The organism is Herbiconiux dendrobii, assembly GCF_052048175.1.
Classification (GTDB): Bacteria; Actinomycetota; Actinomycetes; order Actinomycetales; family Microbacteriaceae; genus Herbiconiux.
In genome coordinates this window covers 110,450-135,843 of the sequence record NZ_JBLZQV010000007.1, presented here as the reverse complement: position 1 = coordinate 135,843, position 25,394 = coordinate 110,450, and the positions used below count along the sequence as shown (strand labels likewise).

24 protein-coding genes are annotated in these 25,394 nt (G+C 68.7%); 17 read left to right on the top strand and 7 right to left on the bottom strand.

Going from position 1 to position 25,394, the window contains the following annotated elements:
- The first annotated feature begins 18 nt into the window (after window positions 1-18).
- The 4 genes from ACN4JJ_RS18605 (at window position 19) to ACN4JJ_RS18590 (ending at window position 2,893) form a co-directional block, all read left to right on the top strand.
- A complete protein-coding gene (locus ACN4JJ_RS18605) occupies window positions 19-1,092 on the top strand; it encodes a WXG100 family type VII secretion target (RefSeq protein ID WP_440711388.1) in 1,074 nt (357 codons plus the stop codon).
- Between the two features lie 91 nt (window positions 1,093-1,183).
- Window positions 1,184-1,915 (top strand): hypothetical protein, encoded by a 732-nt coding sequence (locus ACN4JJ_RS18600; protein WP_440711387.1) that lies wholly within the window; start codon window positions 1,184-1,186, stop codon window positions 1,913-1,915.
- Window positions 1,912-2,238 (top strand): hypothetical protein, encoded by a 327-nt coding sequence (locus ACN4JJ_RS18595; protein ID WP_440711386.1) that lies wholly within the window; start codon window positions 1,912-1,914, stop codon window positions 2,236-2,238. The genes ACN4JJ_RS18600 and ACN4JJ_RS18595 overlap by 4 nt, the downstream gene beginning before the upstream one ends.
- A gap of 67 nt (window positions 2,239-2,305) precedes the next feature.
- Window positions 2,306-2,893, top strand: a complete 588-nt coding sequence (locus tag ACN4JJ_RS18590) for a hypothetical protein (RefSeq protein ID WP_440711385.1) — start codon at window positions 2,306-2,308, stop codon at window positions 2,891-2,893.
- Between the two features lie 7 nt (window positions 2,894-2,900).
- Here the strand turns inward: ACN4JJ_RS18590 and ACN4JJ_RS18585 are convergent, their stop codons facing one another.
- Window positions 2,901-3,311 (bottom strand): VOC family protein, encoded by a 411-nt coding sequence (locus ACN4JJ_RS18585; protein ID WP_440711384.1) that lies wholly within the window; start codon window positions 3,309-3,311, stop codon window positions 2,901-2,903.
- Between the two features lie 61 nt (window positions 3,312-3,372).
- Between ACN4JJ_RS18585 and ACN4JJ_RS18580 the strand changes: the two genes are divergently transcribed.
- The 8 genes from ACN4JJ_RS18580 to ACN4JJ_RS18545 all read left to right on the top strand — a co-directional run bounded on the left by ACN4JJ_RS18580 (window position 3,373) and on the right by ACN4JJ_RS18545 (window position 12,696).
- Complete coding sequence (locus ACN4JJ_RS18580; protein WP_440711383.1) at window positions 3,373-4,362, top strand: helix-turn-helix transcriptional regulator; 990 nt, start codon at window positions 3,373-3,375, stop codon at window positions 4,360-4,362.
- An 86-nt stretch (window positions 4,363-4,448) separates the two neighbouring features.
- On the top strand, window positions 4,449-6,680 hold the full coding sequence (locus ACN4JJ_RS18575) for a glycosyltransferase (protein ID WP_440711382.1): 2,232 nt from the start codon (window positions 4,449-4,451) through the stop codon (window positions 6,678-6,680).
- Window positions 6,677-7,993 carry a nucleotide disphospho-sugar-binding domain-containing protein gene (locus tag ACN4JJ_RS18570; protein ID WP_440711381.1) on the top strand — a complete coding sequence of 439 codons (1,317 nt, stop codon included), beginning with the start codon at window positions 6,677-6,679 and terminating at the stop codon, window positions 7,991-7,993. Before ACN4JJ_RS18575 ends, ACN4JJ_RS18570 begins: the two co-directional genes overlap by 4 nt.
- 57 nt (window positions 7,994-8,050) lie before the next feature.
- Window positions 8,051-9,358: a histidinol dehydrogenase gene (hisD, locus tag ACN4JJ_RS18565; protein ID WP_440711380.1), complete on the top strand. Its 1,308-nt coding sequence runs from the start codon at window positions 8,051-8,053 to the stop codon at window positions 9,356-9,358.
- Between the two features lie 2 nt (window positions 9,359-9,360).
- Entirely contained in the window at window positions 9,361-10,170 is an 810-nt protein-coding gene (locus ACN4JJ_RS18560; RefSeq protein ID WP_440711379.1) for an MOSC domain-containing protein, read from the top strand.
- Window positions 10,163-11,104 carry a PDR/VanB family oxidoreductase gene (locus ACN4JJ_RS18555; RefSeq protein ID WP_440711378.1) on the top strand — a complete coding sequence of 314 codons (942 nt, stop codon included), beginning with the start codon at window positions 10,163-10,165 and terminating at the stop codon, window positions 11,102-11,104. Before ACN4JJ_RS18560 ends, ACN4JJ_RS18555 begins: the two co-directional genes overlap by 8 nt.
- A gap of 49 nt (window positions 11,105-11,153) precedes the next feature.
- Entirely contained in the window at window positions 11,154-11,654 is a 501-nt protein-coding gene (gene nrdR / locus ACN4JJ_RS18550; RefSeq protein WP_440711377.1) for a transcriptional regulator NrdR, read from the top strand.
- Between the two features lie 4 nt (window positions 11,655-11,658).
- Window positions 11,659-12,696 carry a quinone-dependent dihydroorotate dehydrogenase gene (locus ACN4JJ_RS18545; RefSeq protein ID WP_440711376.1) on the top strand — a complete coding sequence of 346 codons (1,038 nt, stop codon included), beginning with the start codon at window positions 11,659-11,661 and terminating at the stop codon, window positions 12,694-12,696.
- A 15-nt stretch (window positions 12,697-12,711) separates the two neighbouring features.
- On the opposite strand, the gene ACN4JJ_RS18540 is transcribed toward ACN4JJ_RS18545, so the two are convergent.
- Window positions 12,712-13,284 carry a DUF3043 domain-containing protein gene (locus tag ACN4JJ_RS18540; RefSeq protein ID WP_440711375.1) on the bottom strand — a complete coding sequence of 191 codons (573 nt, stop codon included), beginning with the start codon at window positions 13,282-13,284 and terminating at the stop codon, window positions 12,712-12,714.
- A gap of 36 nt (window positions 13,285-13,320) precedes the next feature.
- Between ACN4JJ_RS18540 and ACN4JJ_RS18535 the strand changes: the two genes are divergently transcribed.
- The 5 genes from ACN4JJ_RS18535 to ACN4JJ_RS18515 all read left to right on the top strand — a co-directional run bounded on the left by ACN4JJ_RS18535 (window position 13,321) and on the right by ACN4JJ_RS18515 (window position 18,422).
- Window positions 13,321-14,769: a dipeptidase gene (locus ACN4JJ_RS18535; RefSeq protein WP_440711374.1), complete on the top strand. Its 1,449-nt coding sequence runs from the start codon at window positions 13,321-13,323 to the stop codon at window positions 14,767-14,769.
- Between the two features lie 61 nt (window positions 14,770-14,830).
- Window positions 14,831-15,217: a HesB/IscA family protein gene (locus ACN4JJ_RS18530; protein ID WP_440711373.1), complete on the top strand. Its 387-nt coding sequence runs from the start codon at window positions 14,831-14,833 to the stop codon at window positions 15,215-15,217.
- A 160-nt stretch (window positions 15,218-15,377) separates the two neighbouring features.
- Complete coding sequence (ctaC, locus tag ACN4JJ_RS18525) at window positions 15,378-16,250, top strand: aa3-type cytochrome oxidase subunit II (protein WP_440711372.1); 873 nt, start codon at window positions 15,378-15,380, stop codon at window positions 16,248-16,250.
- A 9-nt stretch (window positions 16,251-16,259) separates the two neighbouring features.
- Complete coding sequence (gene ctaD, locus ACN4JJ_RS18520) at window positions 16,260-17,999, top strand: aa3-type cytochrome oxidase subunit I (RefSeq protein ID WP_440711371.1); 1,740 nt, start codon at window positions 16,260-16,262, stop codon at window positions 17,997-17,999.
- A 3-nt stretch (window positions 18,000-18,002) separates the two neighbouring features.
- Window positions 18,003-18,422: a cytochrome c oxidase subunit 4 gene (locus ACN4JJ_RS18515; RefSeq protein WP_440711370.1), complete on the top strand. Its 420-nt coding sequence runs from the start codon at window positions 18,003-18,005 to the stop codon at window positions 18,420-18,422.
- A gap of 257 nt (window positions 18,423-18,679) precedes the next feature.
- Here the strand turns inward: ACN4JJ_RS18515 and ACN4JJ_RS18510 are convergent, their stop codons facing one another.
- The 5 genes from ACN4JJ_RS18510 to qcrC form a co-directional block, all read right to left on the bottom strand.
- Window positions 18,680-19,990, bottom strand: a complete 1,311-nt coding sequence (locus ACN4JJ_RS18510) for a cell wall-binding repeat-containing protein (protein ID WP_440711369.1) — start codon at window positions 19,988-19,990, stop codon at window positions 18,680-18,682.
- A gap of 296 nt (window positions 19,991-20,286) precedes the next feature.
- Window positions 20,287-21,621, bottom strand: a complete 1,335-nt coding sequence (locus ACN4JJ_RS18505) for a cell wall-binding repeat-containing protein (RefSeq protein WP_440711368.1) — start codon at window positions 21,619-21,621, stop codon at window positions 20,287-20,289.
- Window positions 21,622-21,775: 154 nt separating this feature from the next.
- Window positions 21,776-23,443: a cytochrome bc1 complex cytochrome b subunit gene (qcrB, locus tag ACN4JJ_RS18500; protein WP_440711367.1), complete on the bottom strand. Its 1,668-nt coding sequence runs from the start codon at window positions 23,441-23,443 to the stop codon at window positions 21,776-21,778.
- Entirely contained in the window at window positions 23,440-24,510 is a 1,071-nt protein-coding gene (qcrA, locus tag ACN4JJ_RS18495; protein WP_440711366.1) for a cytochrome bc1 complex Rieske iron-sulfur subunit, read from the bottom strand. Before qcrA ends, qcrB begins: the two co-directional genes overlap by 4 nt.
- Window positions 24,511-24,559: 49 nt before the next feature.
- A complete protein-coding gene (gene qcrC / locus ACN4JJ_RS18490) occupies window positions 24,560-25,357 on the bottom strand; it encodes a cytochrome bc1 complex diheme cytochrome c subunit (protein ID WP_440711365.1) in 798 nt (265 codons plus the stop codon).
- Between the last annotated feature and the right edge of the window lie 37 nt (window positions 25,358-25,394).

Here is a 25,394-nt window from a genome sequence, read left to right as displayed (position 1 = left end):
GGGGAAGGGTTTGCGCGCATGGCTGCTGGCTACTGGGGTGCGGATGTCGGAGAACTGCGGGCACTGGCGAAGGACTTCGACCAGAAGGCCGCCCAGCTCACGACGATCGCCGGAACGCTGAACGGCTCGATCAATGCGACCACGGCCTGGAAGGGCCCGGATGCGGTCGAGTTCCGTTCCGAGTGGAACGGCACCTACCGGCAGTCACTCACGAACGCGACGAACATCCTCCGCGCCGCATCGACCGCGCTGGTGAAGAACGCCGACGAGCAGGAGACCGCGAGCACCGACGGCGGTGCCTTCGGGGGCGGCGGGCCGGGCGGCCCCGGCGGGAACGGCCCGGGTGGGAACGGCGGCGACGGATCGGGTGGCGACGGATCCGGCGGTGACGGCGGCACGCCCACCGTGCCGGGCCTCACCGACGACGAGAACAACCTGCTGCAAGACCTCCTCGAGGGCGGATACGACCTTGCCACGAATCTCTACGACAGTGCCGCGGTGGTCGACCTGCTCAACCGCCTGCAGCAGTTGCGTCTGCTCGGCTCGTTCAGCTCGCTCGATGCCGCTCTGGACTTCCGCGCGTTCGCCAACGGCTTCAACTCGTTCAACGACTTCCTCGGCGGCCAGAACTGGGGCTCTCTCACCCAGGGCCTCAGCAATCTCCTGGGCGACGGCGCGATGGCCTCCCGGGTCGGATCGGCCGCCGAGTTCCTCGGCGCCGCCGGCAAGTGGGTCGGCCCGGTCGGCGCCGTGCTCGGTGTGGTGACCGTGGGCGTCGACGTCGCCGAGGGCAACTACGGGCGTGCCGGCTACGACGCCGTCTCCACCGGGCTCGGCATCGCGGCCATGGTAACGCCTCCGCCCGCCAACCTCGCGCTCGGCATCGCGGCGGGCGGCATGGCCCTCGGCGGTCTGCTCTACGACAACGTGCCCGCCTTCCACAACGCCGTCGACGCCACGGGCGAGGCCATCGGCGATGCCGCCGAGGCCACGGGCGAGTTCCTCGGCGACGCCGGAGAGGCGATCGCCGACGGCGCCTCCGACTTCGCCGAGGGCGTCGCCGACGTGGCCGAAGACCTGTGGCCGTTCTGATGGGCGCCCGCATCCTTACCACCGTCCGCGTCTGTACCACCGCCCGTATCCATGACCGTGCTCTGACCGACCGACCCACCAGGGAGCAGTAATGACCGACATCAGCGGCTGGAACACCGTCCCCGCGGCGCCGACGGCTCCGCCCGCCGGCTCCGCCCCCCTCGACGGCTCGGGGCGCGAGCGTTCGACGACACCCCCGCCCACCGACACGCCCACCTTCGGCGCGGGCGAGGTGGCCTACGCCCTCTCGCTCACCGACGGGGTGGCGCGGATGCAGGCCGAGAAGTTCCTGCAGGTGGCGCCCGATTTCGTCACCGATCAGATCTCGGCGCTCGGCGCCTCGAGCCTGGTCGCGCGGGGCGAACTGCTGATCGAGGGCGATGTGCTGCAGCCCCGCGGCGCCCTCCGTCTGTTCATCGGGGTGCTGCAGAACGCGGTGCGCTGGACCGAGATCGGGCTCGTGAACGACGACGGCGTCGAGGCGGCCCTCTACCTGCAGTCGCCCGAGCTGTCGATCTTCCTGCAGCCGGCGGCGATGAGCACCTGGGTGATGGTGGTCAAGGCTCCCGAGGTCGCCGACGCCGCGATGCTCGAGCAGATCGTCACGAGCAACGTCGCCCGTCATCCGGGCGGCACCGCCTACTTCGGCACGGAGGTCGCCGGGTCGGAGAAGACGCACTTCTTCGTGCGCCCCTCCGAGTCGGGTGACGGCAGCTGGGACCTCGCCGACGTCGAGGCTCCGGGCGACGGTCTGGCCGAGGGCGTCGACACGGCCGCGCTGCGTGCCCGCCTCCACACCCTCGTCGAACTGCCCGCTGCATGAGCGTCCCTCCGCAGCCGCAGCCCGCACCGCGCCGAGAACTCGTCGAGCCGTTCCCGTGGATGAGCACCAACCGCATGGAGGGCCGGTACAAGTTCACGCTCAGATCGCCCACCAGCGAAGCCGTGTTCGGCGCCTTCCTGCTGATCGCCGGGATCGTCTTCGCCATCGTGCTGTTCGGTCGTGGCGAGGGTGGAGCGGTCGTGCTCGGCGTCTTCCTGCTGATCCTCTTCGCCGGCCTCGGAGTGTTCCTGCTGGTCATGGCCGTGGCCCGGGGGCGCTGGGTGCGGGCGTACCAGGCGGTACACGGCCGCAAGCCCTACTGATCCGACCTCGCACCGCGCCCCCGATATGGCAGGATGTCAGCATCATCGTGCATCAAGGGGGATAGCCATGCCGCAAGGGGAATACACCGCAGATCCGTCGCCATCCGGTCTCAGCCGTCGGACGGTCCTCGCCGGAGCGGCGTGGAGCGTGCCGGTGGTCGCTCTCGCTGCGGCCGCACCCGGGGCGGCTGCGAGCGGGGGCGGCGGCCTCACGGTCGCGTTCGACGCCACACTGATCCAGCTCGACTACCAGCAGACGTTCCTGGCGCTCGTGGTGATCCAGAACACCTCCGGTGCCGACATCGTCGACGAGCAGGCCGAGTTCGTCTTCACGGGGCTCGACACCGAGAGCCCGTACGACTTCGTCACCAGCTATCCCACCGAGATCGACTCCTCACTGGAGGGCTGGAACGACGCCCTTCAGCCGCAGAACGACCTGTTCCGTTCGGCCGGCTCCGCCAACGGCTCGTTCACCGTCGTCTCCAACGGCGGCATCAGCATCCCCGCCGGCGGCACGCTCGTGTTCGGGCTGTACTTCTCCCGCCCGGTCGAGTCGTCCGAGTTCCGCTTCTGGACGGTGGCAGGGATCTTCCACATCGGCCCGTTCGACGGCGTGGTGGGGCAGACCCAGGTGGAGCTCACCCCGCCCGTCTAGCAGCCGTTCAATCCTGCGGCGAGACGCGGATGAGGTTGCCGTCGGGGTCGGCGATCACGAACGTGCGCCCGAACACGTCGTCGTGCGGCTCCTCCCGCACAGTCACGCCTTTGACGTTCCAGCGCTCGAACACCCCGTCGACCCCGCCCTCGTCATCCGACACCATCAGGCCAACCTCCGACGTGCGCGGCGTGCCGGGATGGGCGTGCTCGCTGCGCCCGGTCCAGATCGCGAACAACACGCCGGGGGCCACCGGGAACGCGATGTAGCGCGGGCTCGTGAAGACGGGCTCGATCTCGAACAGATCGCTGTAGAACGCCGTCGAGGCGGCGGCGTCGCTGACGTAGAGGAGGAACAGGTTGGGGGCGGACATCGTGTGGCCTTTCCGGTCGGGGAGCGACGGATGCCGCTGACTCATGCGTCCAGTCAATGCCGGTAACACGACAGAACCTGTCATGTTTCTGGAGCAGGATGGGACGATGAAATCCGCCCGCCTGCTGTCGCTGCTGCTCCTGCTGCAGACCCGTCAGCGCTGGACGACGCCCGAGCTCGCCGAGCGGCTCGAGGTGTCGCGCCGGACGGTGCTGCGTGATGTCGAGGCGCTGTCGCTGGCCGGAGTCCCGGTCTACGCCGAGCGCGGGCGTCACGGCGGCATCCTGCTGCTGCCCGGCGCGCGGCTGAACGCCTCTCAGCTGGACCCCTCCGAACTGGAGGCGCTGTCGCTGGCGGGCCTCGACGGCGCTCAGCAGGAGCAGCTCGGGCTCGCGGCCGCCCATGCGATGGCCGAGCGCAAGATCGCGGCCCGGCGAGCGGCGGTATCCGGGCCGGAGTCGCCGGCCAGGCCCTGGTCCGCCGCGCCCGGCCTCGCCGATCTCGTCCTGGTCGACAACACCGGCTGGCTGGCCGCCGAGTCGAGCACCCCCGACGTCGGCGCTCTGGCCCTGGAGCTTCGGGCCCGAACACGGCTGAGCATCCGGTACCGGGCGAGCGGTGCCGCGCGCGCGAGCCGTCGAAGCGTCGACCCGTACGGTCTCGTCTCGAAAGCGGGCCGCTGGTACCTCGTCGCCGATTCCCGCGGGGAGGCCCGGCTGTTCGCCCTCGATCGCCTCGTCGCTTTCGAGGCCCTGCCGGAGCCGGTGCAGACCCGTGCCGGCGAGACCCTCCGCTCGGTCTGGGTCGCGCTCCGCGACCGCACCGAGACGCCGGGGGAGTTCCTGGTGACCGCGTGGTTGCGCGAGGATCGCATCGACCTGGCCCGCCGCATCCTGGGAGCCCGGCTGGAGGTCGCGCACGCGGACGCGCAGGCACCGCACGGTTGGCGGAGCGTGACCATCCGGTATCCCGAGCTCGAAGCCGTGCGTCAACTGTTGCAGTTCGGCGACCACCTCGAGGTGCGATCACCACCTCAGGCCCGCAGGCGCGTCGCCGAACTGGCGGCCGACCTCCTGCATCGGCACAGCGCATCCTGAGCAGCGCCTGGATGTCGCAGATGGTTAGGCCGCTGTAAAGCTAGACAACCTATAGTTATCTCGGGAACACGACCGGGAGGCGATCGATGGGCATTCAGACTTCGTTGGACGGAGTGCGCGAGTCCGCGAGGATCGTCGAAGCCATGCGGGCGGCGGACGACGTGGCCTTCGAGGCAAGCCGCGAGCCGGGTCTGCGCACGCTGCGCATCCTCACCCGGGCCCTCGAGGGCGACGACGACGTCGTGGCCATCGCGGCCACCCATGCCTTCGGCCAGATCGTCGACGACGACGCCGACCGCGTGCTCACCGGCCTGCTCTCGGACGACCGTGGCTTTCTTCGCGAGCACGCCGCCTGGGTGCTGGGCGCCCGCATCCCGCACTTCGACGCGGTCGGCCGGCTCATCGGCATGGTCGTCGACGGAGGCTTCGGCGGCATGATCGCGCAGCGCTCGCTCGAGCAGTGGGCGCAGACGGCCCCCGAGCACGTCGCGGTCGGACTCGAAGGAGCGCTGCTGGGCATCCACGAGCCCGGGGCGCGCTACCGGCTGATCGAGACGCTGGGGCTCATCCGCGGCGACGAACCGGCGCGCCGCCTCGTGCAGTCGGCGCGCGATACCGGTGAAGACGCACTGGTGCGCGCGGCATCGGTGGCCGGCCTGGGGCAGCGACCGGGTGCGCCGCGCATCGCCGAGGTGCTCGACGACCTCGCGCGCGGCAGCGACGAGCCGCTCGCCCTGCAGGCCCGGCTGGCGCTCATCGACCTCGCCGGCGGATCCATCTGCACCCGGGCGGGCGACGGCCCGCTCACAGTGGCCCAGCTCTTTCTGCACGCCGATATCGACGCGGGCCTCAGCGCGGCCGGCAGCGGCGACAACGGGGGAGTGGCGACCCTGCTGGTGCGGCTCGGCGACGCGCTCGTGCGCGGCGCGGATGCGGATGCTCGGCACGACCTCGGTCTCGACTCCCTGGCGAGCGGCACCGGCGCCGTCACCGCTGCATCCCGCTCCGACGACGTCGCCCGGGTCATCACGATGTCGCGGGGCTCGGTTCCGGATGCCATCGCGAGCGTCGCCGACATCGCCTCGCACTCCGAGGGCCATCACTTCGGGCGCATCCCGGTGCTCACGCCGACGGTGAGCTCGGCGGCGGCCTGGCCGCAGCGGATCGCCGCCCGGCGCGGCATCCGGCGCATCCTGCGGGCCGCCGGCCGGGTCGACGTGCTGCACCTGCGGATGGCGGAGGTGGGCAGCCTGGCCGCCTCCGACGTCGCCCGCGACCTCGACATCCCGGTGGTGTTCACGGTCGCGCCCGATCCGCACGCCGTGATCCAGTCGATGGACTCGGCCGGATCGCTCACCCGCACCACCTTCGGCGCCGCCGACGAGCGCGAGCACTTCTGGTTCCGCGCTCGGCTCGTGCAACGGCTCGCCTCGAACGCCAACCACACGGTGCTCTTCCCTCGTCCCGAGCTGCGCCGCGACATGCGCACCCTCGTCGGCATCGACATCGACTCGCACCCCGAGCGGCACACCATCGTGCCCGAGGGCATCGACCTCGGGGTGGTCGACCGGGCCGTGGGCGAGGCCGAGGCGCATGTGGCCGGGGCCGATCCGACTCCCGGTCTCGCCTCGCTCCGGGCCCTGGTCGCGACGCTGCCGGAACACCGCCGAGCCCTGCCGTTGATCGTGAGCGTCGGCCGGTTCCACCGGGTGAAGGGCATGGCGCAGATCGTCGCGTCCTGGCAGAACAGCTCGGCGGCGCAGACGGCGAACCTGCTGCTGATCGGCGGCGACCTGGCGAACCCCTCGGCCGACGAACGCGAGCAGCTCGACGCGATCGACGCGGTCGTGCCGTCGGCGCAGCACGCCGAACGAGGACTGCTGCTGCCCGGGCACCGCCCCAACGACACCGTGGCCCGCTGGGTCGCCGCCGCACGCACCGGCCTGCCCGGGCTCAACGCCGGGGGCGGGGTCTACGTCTGCGGCAGCCTGAAGGAGGAGTTCGGCATCGCCCTGCTCGAGGCGATGGCCACGGGCCTGCTCGTGGTCGCGCCCGACGGCGGTGGACCGGCGACCTACGTCGACGACGGTGTCACCGGTTTCCTCACCCGCACCTGGGACAGGGAGGCGCTCTCCGCCTCGATCGAGCGGGCGCTGGATGCGGCCGCTGCCGAGACGACTCCGGATCGGCGGGCGCGCTCGCGTGCCGTGGTCGAGAACGACTTCACCATCCAGGCGATGGCGACCTCGCTCACCGGCGTCTACCGCCAGGTCGTGCGCGAGAGCGCGGATCTCCCCTGGGCGGAGGTGAGCGCGTGACGCTCTTGGTGATCAGCCCCGACTACGCCTCGCACCTGCTACCTCTCGCGACGATCGCCGGCGCCTGGCACGAACGGGGCGAGCGGGTCGTCGTGGCGACCGGAGAGGCGACCGACGGAATCGTGCGGCAGTTCGGCTACGAACGCGTGCCGCTGCAGCTCGGCCGCGGGTCCAACCCCGGTGTCATCCGGGCCGGCGAGCAACCGCGCGAGGAGGGTGACTCGCTCCGCGGCTTCTTCGAGGCCACCCGGCGCGGGATGCTGCCGACCCTGCGTTATCAGGCCGAGGAGCGCCTCACCGATCTCATGTGGCAGCCCGTGCAGAAGGCACGCGAGACGATCGCCGTGGTCGAGGCGGTTCAGCCCGACGCCATCCTGGTCGACCATCTGGCCTTCAGTGCGCGCCTGGGCCTGGCCGCCGCGGGTGTGACCTATGCCGACGTCGTCCTGGGGCACCCCTCGGCCCTGCCTGTCGGGGACGAGCTCTACGGTTTCCCGGCCGCCTGGCCGGCCGCGTTCGCCCCCGACCGCGCCGAGCTGGCCGAACTGCGGGCGATCTGTGCGCGCGTGAGCAATTCCTTCACCGCGGAGTGGAACACCGCCCTGGCCGAGCTGAACCCCTCGGCATCGCCGACCGGTTCGGCCTTCGCCGAGACCGGCGACCTGCTGCTGTTCAACTACCCGGCCGAGCTGGCCGACCCCGAGCGCGCCGGGCTGCTCCCGGAGCACACCTACCTCGGTTCGATGCCGCGCGACGACTCCGGCGACGCCGAGGTCGACGCCTGGCTGGCCGGGTCGCGCGATCCGTACGTCTACGTCAGCTTCGGCAGCTTCCTCTCGGTGCGCGACGACGTGCTCGCGGTCGTGGCGGCCGCCCTGCGCACCCTGGGCGTTCGGGCGGCGATCGCGACCGGATCGGGCGACCCCGCGCGCCTCGGCACCATCCCGCCGGACTGGCTCGTGCGCGAGTACCTGCCGCAGGTCTCGCTGCTGCGCGGAGCCGCCGCGTCGATCACGCACGGCGGGAACAACAGCGTCACCGAGGCCGCCGGTTTCGGCGTCCCGATGCTCGTGCTGCCGTTCTCGACCGACCAGTTCGCCGGGGCCGCCGCTCTCGAGCGGGCCGGGGCCGGGCTGGCGCTGGATCCGAACACGGTGACCCCGGGGGAGATCCGGGATGCCGTCGGTGCCCTCCTCGACGACGGCTTCCCGGGCCGCGCCGAGTTGAACCGGATCGCGGCCGGGCTCGCCCGCACGCCCGGTCCCGAGCGCGCTTTCGACGCGATCGGCGCCCGACTGCCCGCCCGGGCCTGAGGTGCGGCATCCGGTGCGCGTCCGCCTGCGCCGACGCGCCGGTAGGCTTGAACAGCCATGATCCAGACGATTGACCTCCGCGGCCAGACGCCCACCCGAGCCGAACTGATCGCGCTCGTGCCCCGTGCCGACACCGACGTGTCGGTGGCCACCGAGGCCGCCGCCGCGCTGATCGAGGCGGTGCGCGACGACGGTCTCGTCGCCCTGCGCGATCAAGCCGAGCGCTTCGACAAGGTGGTGCCCGAGCACGTGCGCGTGCCGCGGTCGCAGATCGACGAGGCCGTCGCGGGCCTGGATCCCGCGGTGCGCGAGGCCCTCGACGAGGCGATCGTCCGCGTGCGCCAGGCCACGGCCGCCCAGATCCCGGATGCCCGGCTCACCACCCTCGACGACGGCGCCGTGGTCGAACAGCGCTGGCACCCGGTCGAGCGCGTCGGGCTGTACGTTCCCGGCGGCAAGGCCGTCTATCCCTCGAGCGTGGTGATGAACGTCGTGCCCGCGCAGCTCGCGGGCGTCGGCTCCATCGCCATCACCTCGCCTCCGCAGAAGGAGTTCGGCGGCCGTGTGCACCCCACCATCCTGGGAGCGGCGGGCCTGCTCGGTGTCGACGAGGTCTACGCCATCGGGGGAGCGGGTGCGATCGGCGCCCTCGCCTACGGCGTCGAGGAGATCGGCCTCGAGGGCGTGCAGGTCATCACCGGCCCGGGCAACGTGTTCGTCGCCGCCGCCAAGCGCCTAGTGCGCGGGGTCGTCGGCATCGACTCCGAGGCCGGGCCCACCGAGATCCTGATCATCGCCGACGAGTCGGCCGATCCGGAGTTCGTCGCCGCCGACCTGGTGAGCCAGGCCGAGCACGACGAGCTCGCCGCGGCGGTGTTGGTCACCGACTCCGAGGCGCTGGCCTCGAACGTTCAGGCCGCCCTCGAGCGCGTCGCTGGCGAGACCAAGCACGCCGAGCGTGTGGCCGTGGCCCTCGACGGCCCCCAGTCGGCGATCGTGCTGGTCGACTCGATCGAGATCGCCGCCGCCCTGAGCAACGTCTACGGGCCGGAGCACCTCGAGCTGCAGACGGCCGATCCGGATGCCACGCTCGCGCTCATCCACAACGCCGGCGCGATCTTCGTCGGGGCGTATTCGCCGGTGAGCCTCGGCGACTACCTGGCCGGCTCGAACCACGTTCTGCCGACCGGGGGCCAGTCCCGCTTCTCCTCGGGCCTCGGCGCGTACACCTTCCTCCGCCCGCAGCAACTCGTGCGCTACGACCGCCCGGCACTCGAGGCGGTCTCGGCGCGGATCGTCGCCCTCTCCACCGCCGAGAACCTCCCCGCGCACGGCGAGGCCGTCACGGCGCGCTTCGCCGGCTGACCGTGGGCTCCGCATCCGTCGCCGCTTCCGCTCCCGGGGTGGTGACGGCCCTGGCCGTCTATCCCGTCAAGGGGCTGAGCGCCCAGCGGCTGGACTCGGTGCGGCTGAACCGGGGCGAAGGTGTTCCCGGCGACCGGGCCTGGGCGCTCGCCCGAGCCGACGGCGTCTACCGGCCGGGTACCCGTCAGCCGGTCCCGAAGGCCGAGTTCCACGTGCTCGTGCGCGACGAGCGGCTCGCCGGCCTGCAGACGCAGCTCGATGACGGATCGGTGCTCACCGTGTCGGTCGGCGGGCATCCGGTGCTGCGTGCCGATCTCGACACGGGCCGCGGACGCGTGCAGGCCGAGGAGTTCTTCGCCCGTGTGCTCGACCTGCCGCCCGGCGCCGAACCGGTCGTCGCGCGCGAGTCCGGCCGCCGCTTCACCGACGTCTCGGTGGTCTCCGACGCCATGATGAACGCGGTCTCGTTCGTGAACCTCGCCTCGGTGCGGGCCCTGGAAGAGCGGATCGGCGCTCCCGTCGATCCGTTCCGGTTCCGCGCCAACGTGTACGTCGACGGCCTGCCCGCCTGGAGCGAACGCGCGATCGTGGGCGGCCGCATCCGCGTCGGCGAGGTCGCTCTGCAGGCCACGCTGAGCACCGAGCGGTGTGCCGCCACCGAGGTGAACCCCGACGACGCGCGGCGCGATCTGCCGGTGCCGCGACTGCTGCAGCAGCACTTCGGGCATGTGGAGATGGGCGTCTACGGCGAGGTGCGCGAGCCCGGAATCGTGCGGATCGGCGACGCGGTCGCCTGGGGCACCGATGCCTGAGTCGGTGCGCGCGATGGTGCACCGACGGCGGATGCTCACGCCCCGGGTGTGCCGGCTGGAGTTCGTGCGGGCGGATGCGGCGCCGTTCGCGCCGGTTCCGCCCGGCGCGCATGTCACGGTGCAGACCCCGGGAGGGCACAGTCGGAGCTACTCGGTCACCGACGTCACCCCGGAGGGTGCGCTGGCGATCTCGGTGCTGCGCGAGCCCTCGGGCCGTGGCGGCTCGATCAGCCTCGTCGACGAGCTGGCCGAGGGGGATGACGTGTCGCTGGGCGTGCCGGTCGACGCCTTCCCGCTCGCTCCGGCCGACGACTACCTGCTGATCGCCGGGGGCATCGGCATCACGGCGATCCGCTCGCACTACCGGCACTTGGTGGCCACCGGCCACAGCTCGGTCCGGGTTCTGTATCTCGTGCGCACGCTCCAGGAGGCCGCATACGCCGAGGAGTTCCGCGCCGATCCGCGGGTCACCGTGCACGAGAGCGCCGTCTCCGGCCGCTTCGATCTCTGGCCGCTGTTCGAGACCCCCTCCGACCAGACACACGTGTACTGCTGCGCCGGCGAGGCTCTCACCGAACAGGTGCGCCGACTCACCATGCACTGGCGCCCGTCGAGCATCCACTTCGAGTCGTTCCTCGGCGTCGACGCGGTGGGGGCGCTGGCCGCCCCGTTCGAGGCGGTGTGGCAGCCGACCGGGCGGCGGGTGGCGGTGGATGCCGGCACGAGCCTGCTGCGTGCGCTCCGCGGGGCGGGCATCCCGGTCGCGAGTTCCTGCGAGTCCGGCACCTGCGGAACCTGCGTGCTCGCGCTGGTCGCCGGCGAGGCCGAGCACCGCGATCTCGTGCTCACGCCCGCGGAGCGCTCCTCGCGCATCATCTCCTGCACCTCGCGGGCGGCGGGCGCCGAGCTCGTGGTCGGACCACTCGAACCCTGAGCCTGCTCTCACCCCGAGGTCCGGGCGGGGCCGATACGATGGAGGCGCCATGTACTGCCCCTACTGCCGCTACCCCGACTCCCGCGTCGTCGACTCGCGCACCACCGACGACGGCCTCGCCATCCGCCGCCGCCGCCAATGCCCCGACTGCGGTCGCCGCTTCAGCACCACCGAGACCGCCAGCCTCAGCGTCATCAAGCGCTCGGGCGTGGTGGAGCCCTTCTCGCGCGAGAAGATCGTCAGCGGCGTGCGCAAGGCCTGCCAGGGCCGGCCGGTCACCGACAGCGACCTCGCGGTGCTCGCCCAGCGGGTGGAGGAGACCGTGCGGCTCTCCGGCGCCGCCCAGATCGAGGCGAACGACATCGGGCTCGCCATCCTGCTGCCTCTGCGGGAGCTCGACGAGGTGGCCTACCTGCGCTTCGCCAGCGTCTACCAGGGCTTCGACTCGCTCGACGACTTCGAGGCGGCCATCACGCTGCTGCGGGTCGAGCACGAGCAGGCGGCCGAGGGCGCCGACGCCGCGTCCTCCCCGTCCGGCTCCGCCGAGTAACCGCATGTACGACCTGCTGTTCCGGCACGTGCTGTCGAAGATGGATCCCGAGCGCGCGCACCACCTGGCCTTCCGGGTCATCCAGGCCATCCCGCAGCTGAAGCTCGACGGTCTCGCCGCCCGCTTCACCGCGGCGCCCCGCGACACCGACCTCTCGGTGCACGCGCTCGGCCGTCGGTTTCCGACGCCGTTCGGGCTCGCCGCCGGTTTCGACAAAGACGGCAAGGCCATCCGCGGTTTCGGTGCCCTCGGCTTCGGCCACGTCGAGGTGGGCACCATCACGGCCCGCCCCCAGCCCGGCAATCCCACGCCGCGCCTGTTCCGCCTCATCCCGGATCGCGCCGTCGTCAACCGGATGGGCTTCAACAACGGGGGAGCGGCGGCGGCCTCTCTGCGCCTCGCCCGGGTGCGCTCGCTCAAGCACTCCCGGCCGGTGATCGGCGTCAACATCGGCAAGAGCCGTGCGGTCGAGGTCGACGACGCCGTCGAGGACTACCTGCAGAGCGCCCGCGCGCTCGCCCCGATGGCCGACTACCTCGTCGTGAACGTCAGCTCGCCGAACACGCCCGGTCTCCGCGGCCTGCAAGAGCTCGACAAGCTCGCCCCCCTGCTCAGCGCGGTCAAGGCCGAGGCCGGAGCCACCCCGCTGCTGGTGAAGATCGCCCCCGATCTCACCGACGACGAGGTGCGCAAGATCTCCGAACTCGCGGTCTCCCTGGGCCTGGACGGCATCATCGCCACCAACACCACCATCTCCCGGGAGGGCCTCAAGACGGATGCGACCGTGGTCGAGGCGGCCGGCGCCGGCGGGCTGTCCGGCGCTCCGCTGGCCGAGCGTTCGCTCGCGGTGCTGAAGCTCATCCGCGCGGTCGTGCCCGCCGAACTCTGCGTCATCTCGGTCGGCGGCATCGACACCGCGGCCGACGTGCAACAGCGCCTCGACGCCGGAGCCACCCTCGTGCAGGGCTACACCGCGTTCCTCTACCGAGGCCCCCTCTGGGCCCGCCAGATCAACCGAGGCCTAGCCCGCCTCCGCGCCTGACTCCCTCGCGACGAGTTACTTGGGGAACTCGCCGCGCTTGACCTGCGGCTTCGGCAGGCGCAGGCGGCGGAACTGCAGCGCGCGCATGGTGGCGTACCACCGCACCCGCTCGACCTTGTCGGCGCCGAACTTCTCGCGCATCTTCTTGGTGAGGCGGAAGCCCATGAACAGGCAGTCGGCGATCACGATCAGCACGAAGGCGTAGAGCGCGAGCATCACGTACTGCTGCACCAGGGCGTTGGGCACGAGGGTGACGATGATCACCACGAACATCGCCGGGATCAAGAACTCACCCACGGTGAAGCGGGCGTCGACGTAGTCGCGCACGTAGCGCTTCTGCACGCCGCGGTCGCGGGCCGGGAGGTACTTCTCGTCGCCGTTGGCCATGCCGATCCGCGCCTTGTCGCGCAGCTCCTGCTGGCGGCGGCGGGCGTCCTTCGACGCCTCCTTGCGGTCGCTCGGCACCAGAGGGCGCAGGTTCGCGGCCTCACGCTCCTTGCGCGTCGGGGTCGCGTGACCCTTGCCGGCGGTCGTCTCCACCACGGGGGTTTCGACGGGAGCTTCGGGAGTGCTGGATTTCTTCGCCACGGTGTCCTCGTTCGTTCGTCTCTTAAGATTACCTGCATGACCGACCACGCACGTCCTCCGTTCTCCCAGCATCCGGATGCCGAAGCCCGCGAGAAGGCACTCGCCGAGGCGGTCGAGCTCGCGCTGCCGTCGTCGATCGCCGATCTCACCGACCTCGTGCGCATCCCCTCGGTGTCGTGGGCGGCCTTCGATCCGGCCCACGTCGCTCAGAGCGCAGAGGCCGTCGCCGAGCTGTTCCGCGGCACCGGCGTCTTCGACGAGGTGCAGATCAAGCGCGCATCCCTCGGCTCCGCGTCTTCGACGGAGCCGGGCGAGCTCGGCCAGCCCGCGGTGCTGGCCCGCCGCGCCGCGAAGAACGGCCGCCCCACCGTGCTGCTCTACGCGCACCACGACGTGCAGCCGCCCGGTGCCGAGGCCGACTGGGAGTCGCCCGCCTTCGAGCCCACCGTCCGCGGCGACCGCCTCTACGCCCGCGGTGCCGCCGACGACAAGGCGGGGGTCGTCTCGCACCTCGCCGCGATCCGCGCGCTGCAGGAGATCGCCGGGGCCGACTTCGACCTCGGCGTCGTCGTCTTCATCGAGGGGGAGGAGGAGTTCGGGTCCCGCTCCTTCGCCCATTTCCTCGACGACAACCGCGACGCCTTGGCCGCCGACGTCATCGTGGTCGCCGACTCCGACAACTGGGACACGGTGACGCCGTCGCTCACCATCAGCCTGCGCGGCAACGTCACCTTCCGCCTCACCGTGTCCACGCTGGCGCACGCCTCGCACTCGGGCATGTTCGGCGGAGCGGTTCCGGATGCGATGCTCGCCGCCATCCGCCTGCTGTCCACGCTGCACGACGAGAACGGATCGGTCGCCGTCGAGGGCCTCACCTCGCGCCCCGTCGACACGCCGGAGTACACCGATCAGACCCTCCGCGACGAGGCCGGCCTGCTCGAGGGCGTGCAGCCCATCGGCACCGGCTCGATCCTGTCCCGCCTCTGGGCCGGCCCGTCGATCACCGTCACCGGCATCGACGCGCCCAGCGTGGCGAACGCCTCGAACACCCTCATCCCCAGTGTCTCGGTGCGGGTGAGCGCCCGGATCGCTCCGGGGCAGGATGCCTCGGAGGCCTACGAGGCGCTGGTCGCCCACATCCGCTCGCACACCCCCTTCGGCGCTCAGGTCGAGATCGACGACGTCGACACCGGGAGCCCGTTCCTGGTCGACACCTCGGGCTGGGCCGTCACGGCGGCGAAAGACGCCATGCGCGACGCCTGGGGCGCCGAGCCGGTCGAGGCAGGCATCGGCGGCTCCATCCCCTTCATCGCCGATCTGGTGCGGGTGTTCCCCGAGGCGCAGATCCTGGTCACCGGCGTCGAAGACCCGCACACCCGGGCGCACAGCCCGAACGAGTCGCTGCACCTGGGCGTCTTCAAGCGGGCGATCGCCACCGAGGCGCTGCTCTTGCTGAGAATGAACGACCGCGGCGGGAATGAATAAGCAGAACACCCGGTTGGCGGAGTTAGACTTCCGTCATCCTTCCGACTGAAAAGGAGTGCTCATGAGCGACATCACACTCGAGAAGACCGCTGAGGTTCAGGCCCCCGAGGTCGAGTCTCCCGCCCACAAGGTCGGCATCACCCCCGCCGCGGGCGACAAGGTGCGCAGCCTCCTCGAGCAGGAGGGCCGCGACGACCTGCGTCTGCGCGTCGCCGTCCAGCCCGGCGGATGCTCGGGCCTGATCTACCAGCTCTACTTCGACGAGCGGATGCTCGACGGCGACGGCGTGGTCGACTTCGACGGCGTCGAGGTCATCGTCGACAAGATGAGCACCCCCTACCTCGAGGGCGCCACCATCGACTTCGAAGACACCATCCAGAAGCAGGGCTTCACCATCGACAACCCGAACGCGTCCGGCAGCTGCGCCTGCGGAGATTCGTTCCACTGATCGCGATCCGCGAGATCTCGGGCCGCTCCTTCGGGAGCGGCCCTTTTTTCGTCCCTAACACACCCTCATCCGGTGCGCCTGTGGCAGCGACGAGGAATTCCACACAGTAGGCTAGGAGGAGGTCAAATACACTCAGGTGTAGCTTCCCGAAAGGTCTCTGGTGCGCTCTAACCGACGTCTCCGCTGGGCTGCGATCCCTATCGCGCTCGTCATGTCTGTGGTCCTAGCCGGGTGCACCCAGGCCCAGCTCCAGGGCTGGCTGCCGACGGAGCCCGGAACCACCAATAACGTCGACCGGGTCATCGGCCTGTGGGTCACGTCCTGGATCGTGCTGCTGATCGTGGGTGTCATCACCTGGGGTCTCACCATCTGGGCGATCGTGGTGTACCGCCGCCGCAAGGGCCAGACCGGCCTGCCGGCTCAGCTGCGCTACAACATGCCGATCGAGATCTTCTACACGATCGTGCCGCTCATCCTCGTGCTCGGCTTCTTCGCCTTCACCGCGAAAGACCAGAGCGCCATCGAGGCGGCCTACGACGACCCGGATGTCACCATCCAGGTCTTCGGCAAGCAGTGGGCGTGGGACTTCAACTACGTCGACGACGACGTCTACTACGCCGGCGTGCAGGGTCAAGACGACCCCGACGACGCCAACGGCAACCTGGTCGAGTCCGAGCTGCCGGTGCTCTACCTGCCCGTCGGCAAGACCGTGCACATCCAGCTCGAGTCGCGCGACGTCATCCACTCCTTCTGGGTCATCGACTTCCTCTACAAGAAGGACATGCTGCCCGGCAAGACGAACGACATGTACGTCACGCCCGAGCGTGAAGGCACGTTCAGCGGCAAGTGCGCCGAGCTCTGCGGCGAGTACCACTCGATGATGCTGTTCAACGTGAAGGTCGTCTCGCAGCAGGAGTACGACGACTACATCCAGTCCCTGAAAGACGCCGGTCAGACGGGCCAGCTGGGCCACGAGTACGACCGCAACCAGAACCTCCCCGGCATCGGTGAGCCGGCACACGAGGAAGAGTAGGAACTCGACATGACTGCAACCCTCGACGTGGCGCCCGCCGGCGCACCGGCCCCCCTTCCGACACCGTCGAAGACCGTCGGCCGCAAGGGCAACATCCTGGTCAAGTGGATCACCTCCACCGACCACAAGACCATCGGGTACATGTACCTGATCGCCTCGTTCATCTTCTTCTGCCTCGGCGGTGTGATGGCCCTGGTCATCCGTGCCCAGCTGTTCGAGCCCGGTCTCGAGCTGCTGCAGACGAAAGACCAGTACAATCAGCTCTTCACGATGCACGGCACGATCATGTTGCTGATGTTCGCGACGCCGCTGTTCGCGGGCTTCGCCAACGTCATCATGCCGCTGCAGATCGGTGCTCCGGATGTCGCGTTCCCGCGACTGAACGCGTTCGCCTTCTGGCTCTTCCTGTTCGGCTCGCTGATCGCCGTCTCCGGCTTCCTCACCCCGCAGGGTGCCGCCTCGTTCGGCTGGTTCGCCTACGCCCCGTTGTCGTCGACGACGTTCACACCCGGTGACGGCGGAAACCTCTGGGTGTTCGGCCTCGGCCTATCGGGCTTCGGCACCATCCTCGGTGCGGTGAACTTCATCACGACGATCATCACGCTGCGCGCCCCCGGCATGACGATGTTCCGGATGCCGATCTTCACCTGGAACATCCTGGTCACCTCGATCCTCGTGCTGATGGCCTTCCCGGTGCTGGCCGCCGCGCTGTTCGCCCTCGGTGGCGACCGGGTGTTCGGCATGCACATCTACGACGCGGCCAACGGCGGCGTGCTGCTCTGGCAGCACCTGTTCTGGTTCTTCGGGCATCCGGAGGTCTACATCATCGCGCTGCCGTTCTTCGGCATCGTCTCCGAGGTCTTCCCGGTGTTCAGCCGCAAGCCGATCTTCGGCTACAAGACCCTCATCTACGCGACGATCTCGATCGCGGCGCTCTCGGTCACGGTGTGGGCTCACCACATGTACGTCACCGGATCGGTGCTGCTGCCGTTCTTCGCGCTGATGACGATGTTGATCGCCGTCCCCACGGGTGTGAAGATCTTCAACTGGATCGGCACGATGTGGCGGGGATCCGTCACTTTCGAGACGCCCATGATCTGGGCCATCGGCTTCTTGATCACCTTCACCTTCGGTGGTCTCACCGGTGTCATCCTGGCCTCGCCGCCGCTCGACTTCCACGTCTCCGACACTTACTTCGTGGTGGCGCACTTCCATTACGTGGTGTTCGGTACCGTGGTGTTCGCCATGTTCTCGGGCTTCTACTTCTGGTGGCCCAAGTGGACGGGCAAGATGCTCAACGAGCGCCTCGGCCACTGGCACTTCTGGCTGCTGTTCATCGGCTTTCACACCACGTTCCTCATCCAGCACTGGCTGGGCGTGCTGGGTATGCCGCGTCGGTACGCGACCTACCAGCCCGAAGACGGCTTCGCCTGGATGAACCAGCTCTCCACCATCGGTGCCTTCATCCTCGCCGCGTCGCTCATCCCGTTCTTCCTGAACGTGTACATCACGGCCCGCAAGGCGCCGAAGGTCACTGTGAACGACCCGTGGGGCTACGGCCGCTCGCTCGAGTGGGCCACCTCGTGCCCGCCGCCGCGCCACAACTTCACCTCGATCCCGCGCATCCGTTCGGAGTCTCCGGCCTTCGACCTGAACCACCCCGAGGCCGGCATCCCGGTCGGCGTCGGTCCGGCGAAGGATGCTCCGGATGCTCCCACGTACGACGTCTCGCAAGGCAAGGTCAAGTAACCCATGAGAGTCAACACCAACCTCTTCTGGATCCTCTGCGGCTTCATGCTGCTCGCCGACGCGGCGTACATCATCTGGTCACTGATCTGGTACGAAGGCCAGATCGAGTGGGTGGGTGCACTGGGCATCGGCCTGGCCGCCATCCTCTCGGCGTTCCTCGCCTTCTACCTCGGCCGTGTGCACAAGGCACAGGGTGCGGAGCTGCCCGAAGACCGCCTCGACTCGAACATCGACGACGGTGACCCTGAGATGGGCTTCTACAGCCCCTGGAGCTGGTGGCCCATCATCCTCGCCGGTGGTGGCGCCCTGATGGTCCTCGGCCTCGCCGTCGGCTTCTGGATCTCGTTCATCGCCGTGGCCCTCCTCCTGGTGGCCATCGTCGGCTGGGTCTTCGAGTACTACCGCGGCTACTTCGCCCGCTAGCCGCCCGTCGTCCGGCCGGAAGGGCCCTCATCCACACGGATGGGGGCCCTTCCGCCTGTCAGCCCGCTCGCTCCCTCCGACCATGCAAAGTGTGCACCTCGGCCGCTGTAACGACCGAGTTTGCGCGTCGTCGCAGCCAACGACGGACTAACGGCCCGTATCAAGCCCTAGGCTCCGTCGTTACCGGGCTCCGCCGTCGCAGAGAGGCCCGCCACTCCGAAGAGTGACGGGCCTCTTTGCATGACCTCAGGGCAGCGTCAGCAGACGGGGAGGTTCTCGAGGTTGGCGTCGAGGCTGTTCGGGCCGCCGAGCAGCACGATGTGCTTGGGCTTGAGTGCCCGCACCTGGTCAGCGACCTCCTGAGCAACACAGCTCTTCTGCGTCAGCAGGATCGGTGCACCCTTCACTCCAGCCAGCACGCCGCCGGCCAGCGCGTCGGGGTAGGTGGCGCCCGTGGCGAAGTAGATCGTGTCGGCCGGCGACGTGTAGTTCGCCGCGGTGACGTTAGCCGACACGATGAACCGGTCGTCGCCCTCGATCCGGTTGACTGCACCGGTGACCGTCTTGATGGAAGAAGCCACGCCGGCGGAGAGGGTGTCTTCGCCACCGAACACTGTCGCGGACTTGACCCCGCGCCCGGTGAGCAGCGTCTTCTCCGCCGCGCTCAACTCTGTGGCGCCACCGTTGACGAGCAGTACCGGCGTCTTCGCTTTGGCAGCGGCCGGGCTGGCACTCAACGCATCCGGGAACTTCAGGCCCGTGGCGACGTAGAGTTTCGTGGACGGCATCGCCCCGAACCTCGTGTCGCTGATGAGATTTCGAGACACCTCGAAACGGTCCGCCCCAGCAATGCGGGTGATGCTGGCGCCGGACCGCAGCGCTGTGAGCTCCGCTACAACCGAGGCGTTGATGCTGTTCTCGCCGCCGACAACCACGATCTGCGTCGACTCCAGGATGGTGATCATCCGCGACGTCTGCGCGGGGAGGTGGCCGGCTGACGTGAGCAGGAGGGGAGCGTCATGTTGAGCTGCCACCGCCGATGCACTCAGCGCGTCCGAGAAGTTCTCGCCACTCGCCAAGTAGACGATGCCACCCTTCTCGGTGGGGCCGTACGCAAGCATCTGCAGGGCGAGGTTGGCGGCGACGTCATACCGATCATCACCGTCCATGCGTTGCAGAATGGAGTCCGCTGCGACCACGTCCACCCGGCAGGTCTTCGACTGCACGTCGCCATGATTCGTGTCCACGGTCTGGTAGGTGAACTGGTAGCTTCCCTTCTGCGTCGGAGTGCCCTGGTAGCGTCCGGCCCAACCGGGGTTGTAGATCGAGATGCCGGGCGGGAGTGCTCCCCCGATTATGGACACATCGAACGTGCCCTCGTGGCTGTCGAAGAAGTCCTCGGAATAGGCAGTCCCAATCTTCTGCACTGTCGGTGGGCACAGTTGAAGGCCCGGGCTGAGGGCGGATGCCGCCGTGGGCGCGGCGAGAGCAGTGGCGAGGCCGACTGCTGCGGCTGCGATGACGGCCGCGCGGGAGCGCAGCCTGCTGGTTCTGGAGATGGTGATCATGAGGGTCGCTTTCGATGGTGGGTGGGGATCACGATCGATGCTGCCGCATGCAAACGACTAGCCGTTATGAGCAGTTCCTACTCAATGCCGCCGGGAACGCCGAAGGGCCCGGCACTCCGATGAGTGCCGGGCCCTGAGTGGGGGAGCGGGGTGGGCTAGTGGCCCTTACCGCCCTCGATCTCGCCGGGGGGTGGCGTCGTGGCCGTGGCCGAGCTCGCTCTGCTGAGCGGGCGCGATGCGGTCTTCGAAGAACCAATTCGAAATCCGGGCCCGCAGGCGTGCGCCGCCGGTGACCCCTAGGCGCAGATCGGCAAGTTCTCGAGGTTGGCGTCGAGGCTGTTCGGGCCGCCGAGCAGCACGATGTGCTTGGGCTTGAGTGCCCGTACCTGGTCGGCGACTTCCTGCGCAACACAGCTCTTCTGGGTGAGCAGGATGGGTGCGCCGTTGACCCCGGCGAGGACGCCGCCGGCCAGAGCGTCGGGGAAGTTGGCGCCGGTGGCGAAGTAGATCGTGTCCGTGACTGTCGTGAAGAACGCGGCGGACGTGTTCGCCGATACGGCGTAACGATCGGCGCCGTCCACACGGGTGAGAGTTCCAGTAACGGCCTTGATAGACGTCTCCATGCTGGCCGACACGGAGTCGAGACCGCCGAAGAGGGTCGCACCCGTGACTCCCCGGGCTGTGATCAAAGATGTCTCAACCGAGCTGAGAGCCGGGGCGTTGCCGTTCACCAGTAGAAGCGGCGCAGTCGTCTTCGCTGCAGCAGGGCTGGCGCTCAGTGCATCGGGAAACGTGAGGCCGCTGGCGATGAACAGCTTGCTCGATGGGAGGGCACCGAAGGTTGGATTGCTGATCAGGTTTCGGGAGACTTCGAACCGATCTGCTCCTCCGATCCTCGTGACGGTGGGATGACTGCTCAATTCCTTCAGCTCATCGATCACCGACTGGTGCAAAGTCGACTCCCCACCGACTACGACGACGTTGGAGGGTTCGTAGCTCGCCAGGACGTTGTGGACGTAGGCGGAGAATGAGTGCAGGCCATCTCGGGACGAGAGGATGAGAGGCGCTTTGTGCTCGGCTGCGATGGCTGACGCACTGAGGGCGTCGGCGTAGTTTCCACCACTGGCGACGTACACCAGGGGAGCTTTGCCGCTCGGGAAGGTTCGGTTCGCGACGTTCGCCGACACATCGTACCGGTTGGCACCGTCGACCCGATCGACGATGGAGGTGGTCGGCACGATGTCCATCACACAGCTTTGTGATCCGAAAAGGGCTCCGCCTTCGGAGAAGTTCAGGGTGAACGTGAACGTGCCAGTCTTGGTCGGAGTGCCCTCCACGGTCGTGCCGAGTCCAGCGTGAGGTATCAGTGCGAGTCCGTCGGGCAGCTCTCCGTCGATGACAGAGACGTTGAGTGCGGCGGTGCGACCGGGGTCGGCGATGTCGTAGGCGACGGCCGTGCCGACCTTCGTGATTTGGGTGGGACAGAAGGTGAGGCGGCCTGCGACGCTGGTGGCGGCTGACGCTGACAGCGGAGCCGCGAGCGCGGTACTGAGCGCTACTGCACCGAGCGCGACCGACGCGACAAGTGCTGCGCGCCGGCGTCGTTTCGCCGTGGTCATGGGGAGGGTCATGGGTCTGACTTTCTGTAGGTGGATGGGTCCATACTCATGCTGGGTCCGGATCCACCTCGCGCGTTATGAGCAGTTCTTACTCAATGCCGCCGGGAACGACGAAGGGCCCGGCACTCGCATGAGTGTCGGGCCCTGAGTGGGGGAGCGGGGTGGGCTAGTGGCCCTTGCCGCCCTCGATCTCGCCGGGGGTGGCGTCGTGGCCGTGACCGTGGCCGAGCTCGCTCTGCTGAGCGGGCGCGATGCGGTCTTCGAAGAACCAGTTCGACATGCGGGCCCGCAGGCGCGCACTGGCGGTGATCCTGCCCTGGGCGTTCGGGCGCACCATGATCGGCTCGTAGACCTCGTAGTCCACCAGGCGCCAGCGCTCGTAGTCGTCGACCTGTTCGTGCACCTCGATGTACTCGCCGCCGGGCAGACGCACGATCCGGCCGGACTCGTAGCCGTGCAGCACGATCTCGCGGTCCTTCTTCATCAGGGCGATGCAGACACGCTTCGTGACGAAGTAGGCCAGGAACGGGCCGAGCACGACCCACGCCTGCACGACGTGGATGACACCCTCGATCGACAACTGGAAGTGCGTCGCCACGAGGTCGGACGAAGCCGCCGCCCAGAGGCCCGCGTAGAACGTGACACCGGCGGCACCGATGGCGGTGCGGGTGGGCGTGTTGCGCGGACGGTCGAGGATGTGGTGCTCCCGCTTGTCGCCGGTGACCCAGCCCTCGACGAAGGGATAAATCGCGACCAGCAATAGCAACAGCACCAGAGCCACCACGGGGATGATGATGTTGAACGACCAGGTGTGGTTCAGCCAGACGAACTCCAACCCCGGCGGGATCAGACGCAGAGCGCCGTCGGCGAAGCCGATGTACCAGTCGGGCTGGGTACCCGCCGATACCGGGGAGGGGTCGTACGGACCGTAGTTCCAGATCGGGTTGATCGTGAAGAACGAGGCCATCAGCACGATGACACCGAACACCAGGAAGAAGAAGCCACCGGCCTTCGCGGCGTACACCGGGAGGATCGGGTAGCCGATCACGTTCTTCTCGGTGCGGCCGGCCCCTGCGAACTGGGTGTGCTTATGCACGACCACGAACACGAGGTGCAGCGCCAGCGCCGCCACCAGGATCGCCGGCAGCAACAGGATGTGCAGCGTGTAGAACCGCCCCACGATCTGTGTACCGGGGAACTCGCCGCCGAACAGCAGGAACGACGTCCAGGTGCCGATGACGGGGAGGCCCTTGATCAGACCGTCGATGATCCGCAGACCGTTACCAGAGAGCAGGTCGTCGGGGAGCGAGTAGCCGGTGAAGCCCTCGGCCATCGCCAGCACGAACAGCGTGAAGCCGATCAGCCAGTTGAGCTCGCGGGGCTTGCGGAACGCACCCGTGAAGAACACGCGCAGCATGTGCAGACCGATGGCCGCGATGAACAGCAGCGCCGCCCAGTGGTGGATCTGGCGAACGAGCAGACCGCCGCGCACGTCGAAGGAGATGTGCAGGGCCGACTCCATGGCGGCCGACATCTCGACGCCCTTGAGCGGAACCCAAGACCCGTCGTAGTGCGTCTCGACCATCGAGGCCTGGAAGAAGAAGGTCAGGAACGTACCCGAGAGGATGATGACGACGAAGCTGTACAGCGCCACCTCACCGAGCATGAACGACCAGTGGTCGGGGAAGATCTTGCGACCGAACTCCTTGACGACACCCGAGATGCTGGTGCGCTCGTCGAGGTAATTCGCCGCGGCACCGGTGAAGCCGCCGCCCTTGCGAACCGGGGGAGCCGAGGCACCCGTGGTCTCGCTGTGCTCGATGGTGGTGCTCATGTGCGCTCCCAGAAACTAGGGCCGACGGGCTCGTGGAAGTCGCTCTGCGCGACCAGGTATCCCTCGGAATCGACTTCGATGGGCAGCTGCGGCAGCGGCCGCTTGGCCGGGCCGAAGATGACCTCGCACTCGTTCACCACGTCGAAGGTCGACTGGTGGCAGGGGCAGAGCAGGTGGTGCGTCTGCTGCTCGTAGAGTGCCACCGGGCATCCGACGTGCGTGCAGATCTTCGAGTAAGCGACGATGCCGTCGTACGACCAGCCCTCGCGCCCCTCGCTGATGTTGAGGTCTTTGGGGTTCAGGCGCATCAGCAGCACGGCCGCCTTGGCCTTCTGCTCGAGCTTGTCCTCCCGCTCGTTCAGACCCTCGGGGATGATGTGGAAGACCGAGCCGATCGTGACGTCGGAGGCCTTGACCGGGATGCCGGAGGGGTCGAGCGTCAGACGGTCGCCCTTCTTCCACATGGTGTGGCTGAGCAGCTCCACCGGGTCTTGATCCTGCGGCGCGAGACCACGGAAGAGCACCAGGCCGGGCAGCGGGAACGCGATTATCGCGCCGATCAGGCTGTTCCGGATGAGCGTGCGACGCCCGAAGCCCGACTCGCGGTCGGCCTCGTCGAAGATCTCGACGGCACGGGCCCGCGTCTCCGGCGTTCCCTGGACGGGGTGACGCTCGTCGATGCCTTCCTTGTCGTACATGAGGGCCTTGCCCCAGTGCACGGCGCCGAGACCGATACCGAACAGACCGAGGGCCGACCCGACACCGATGAACAGCGTGTTCAGACGGATGGCGTCGATCGAGCCGTCTTCGATCGGGAAGGCCATGTAGGCGGCCAGAGCGAAGATGCTGCCGGCGATCGACAGGTAGAAGAGGGTGTAGACCGAGCGGGCGGCCTTCTTCTCCTCTTTCGGGTCGGTGTCGGTGACGCGGTGACGGTGGGGCGGCTCGCCCGGGTTCGCGACATCGGAAGCAATGACCGCGGTGCCGGTCGAAGTGCCTCGACTCGTCTCGACGGCCGACGAATCTGAAGCGGCTGTATCGTGGCCGCTCACCTCGTCATGTGCCATTGTGTTCCCTTTCGAGCTTGCAGGTGTGCTGTGTCGGAGACAACGCGGATTAGTTCGACTTGGCCGTCAGCCAGACCATCAGACCGATGATCGCGCCGAGTCCGAAGATCCACACGAAGAGGCCCTCGGCCACCGGACCGAGCGAACCGAGCTCGTTTCCACCCGGCGAGGGGTTGTTCTCGATGTACTTCAGGTAAGTGATGATGTCGCGCTTGTCTTCGGGGGTGAGGTTGTCGTCGTTGAAGACCGGCATGTTCTGCGGGCCGGTCAGCATGGCCTCGTAGATGTGCGTGGCCAGCACGCCGGTGAGCTCGGGGGCGAACTTGCCCTCGGTGAGCGCTCCACCGGCACCGGCGACGTTGTGGCACATGGCGCAGTTGATGCGGAACAGCTCGCCACCGTTCGCGGCATCCCCGTCGGCCTGCAGCAGGCTCTCGTCGGGGATCGCGGGACCGGGGGAGATGGAGGCCACGTAGGCGGCCATCGCAGCGGTCTGCTCGTCGGTGAACTGCGGGGGCTTCTGCAGCGCCTGCGGGCCCTGCATGGCCATGGGCATCCGGCCGGTGCCCACCTGGAAGTTCACGGCCGCCGCGCCCACGCCGATCAGGCTCGGGCCGTCGGGCGTGCCCGCGAGGTCCATCCCGTGACAGGTGGCGCAGTTCGAGGCGAAGAGCTTCTCGCCCTCCTCGATCACGCTCTGGCTGGCGGCGCTGCTGGTGTCGGCGGATGCGGTGGTCGTGCTGCTGAAGGCGGCGTATCCGCCTCCGGTGACGACCAGGCCGATAGCAATCAGCACGACGGTCGCCAGGGGGTGGCGTCTGCCTGCTTTCCTGCTCTTGCGGGCCATTCTCTCTACTCTCTGTTCGAACTGGGCGGAACGACGT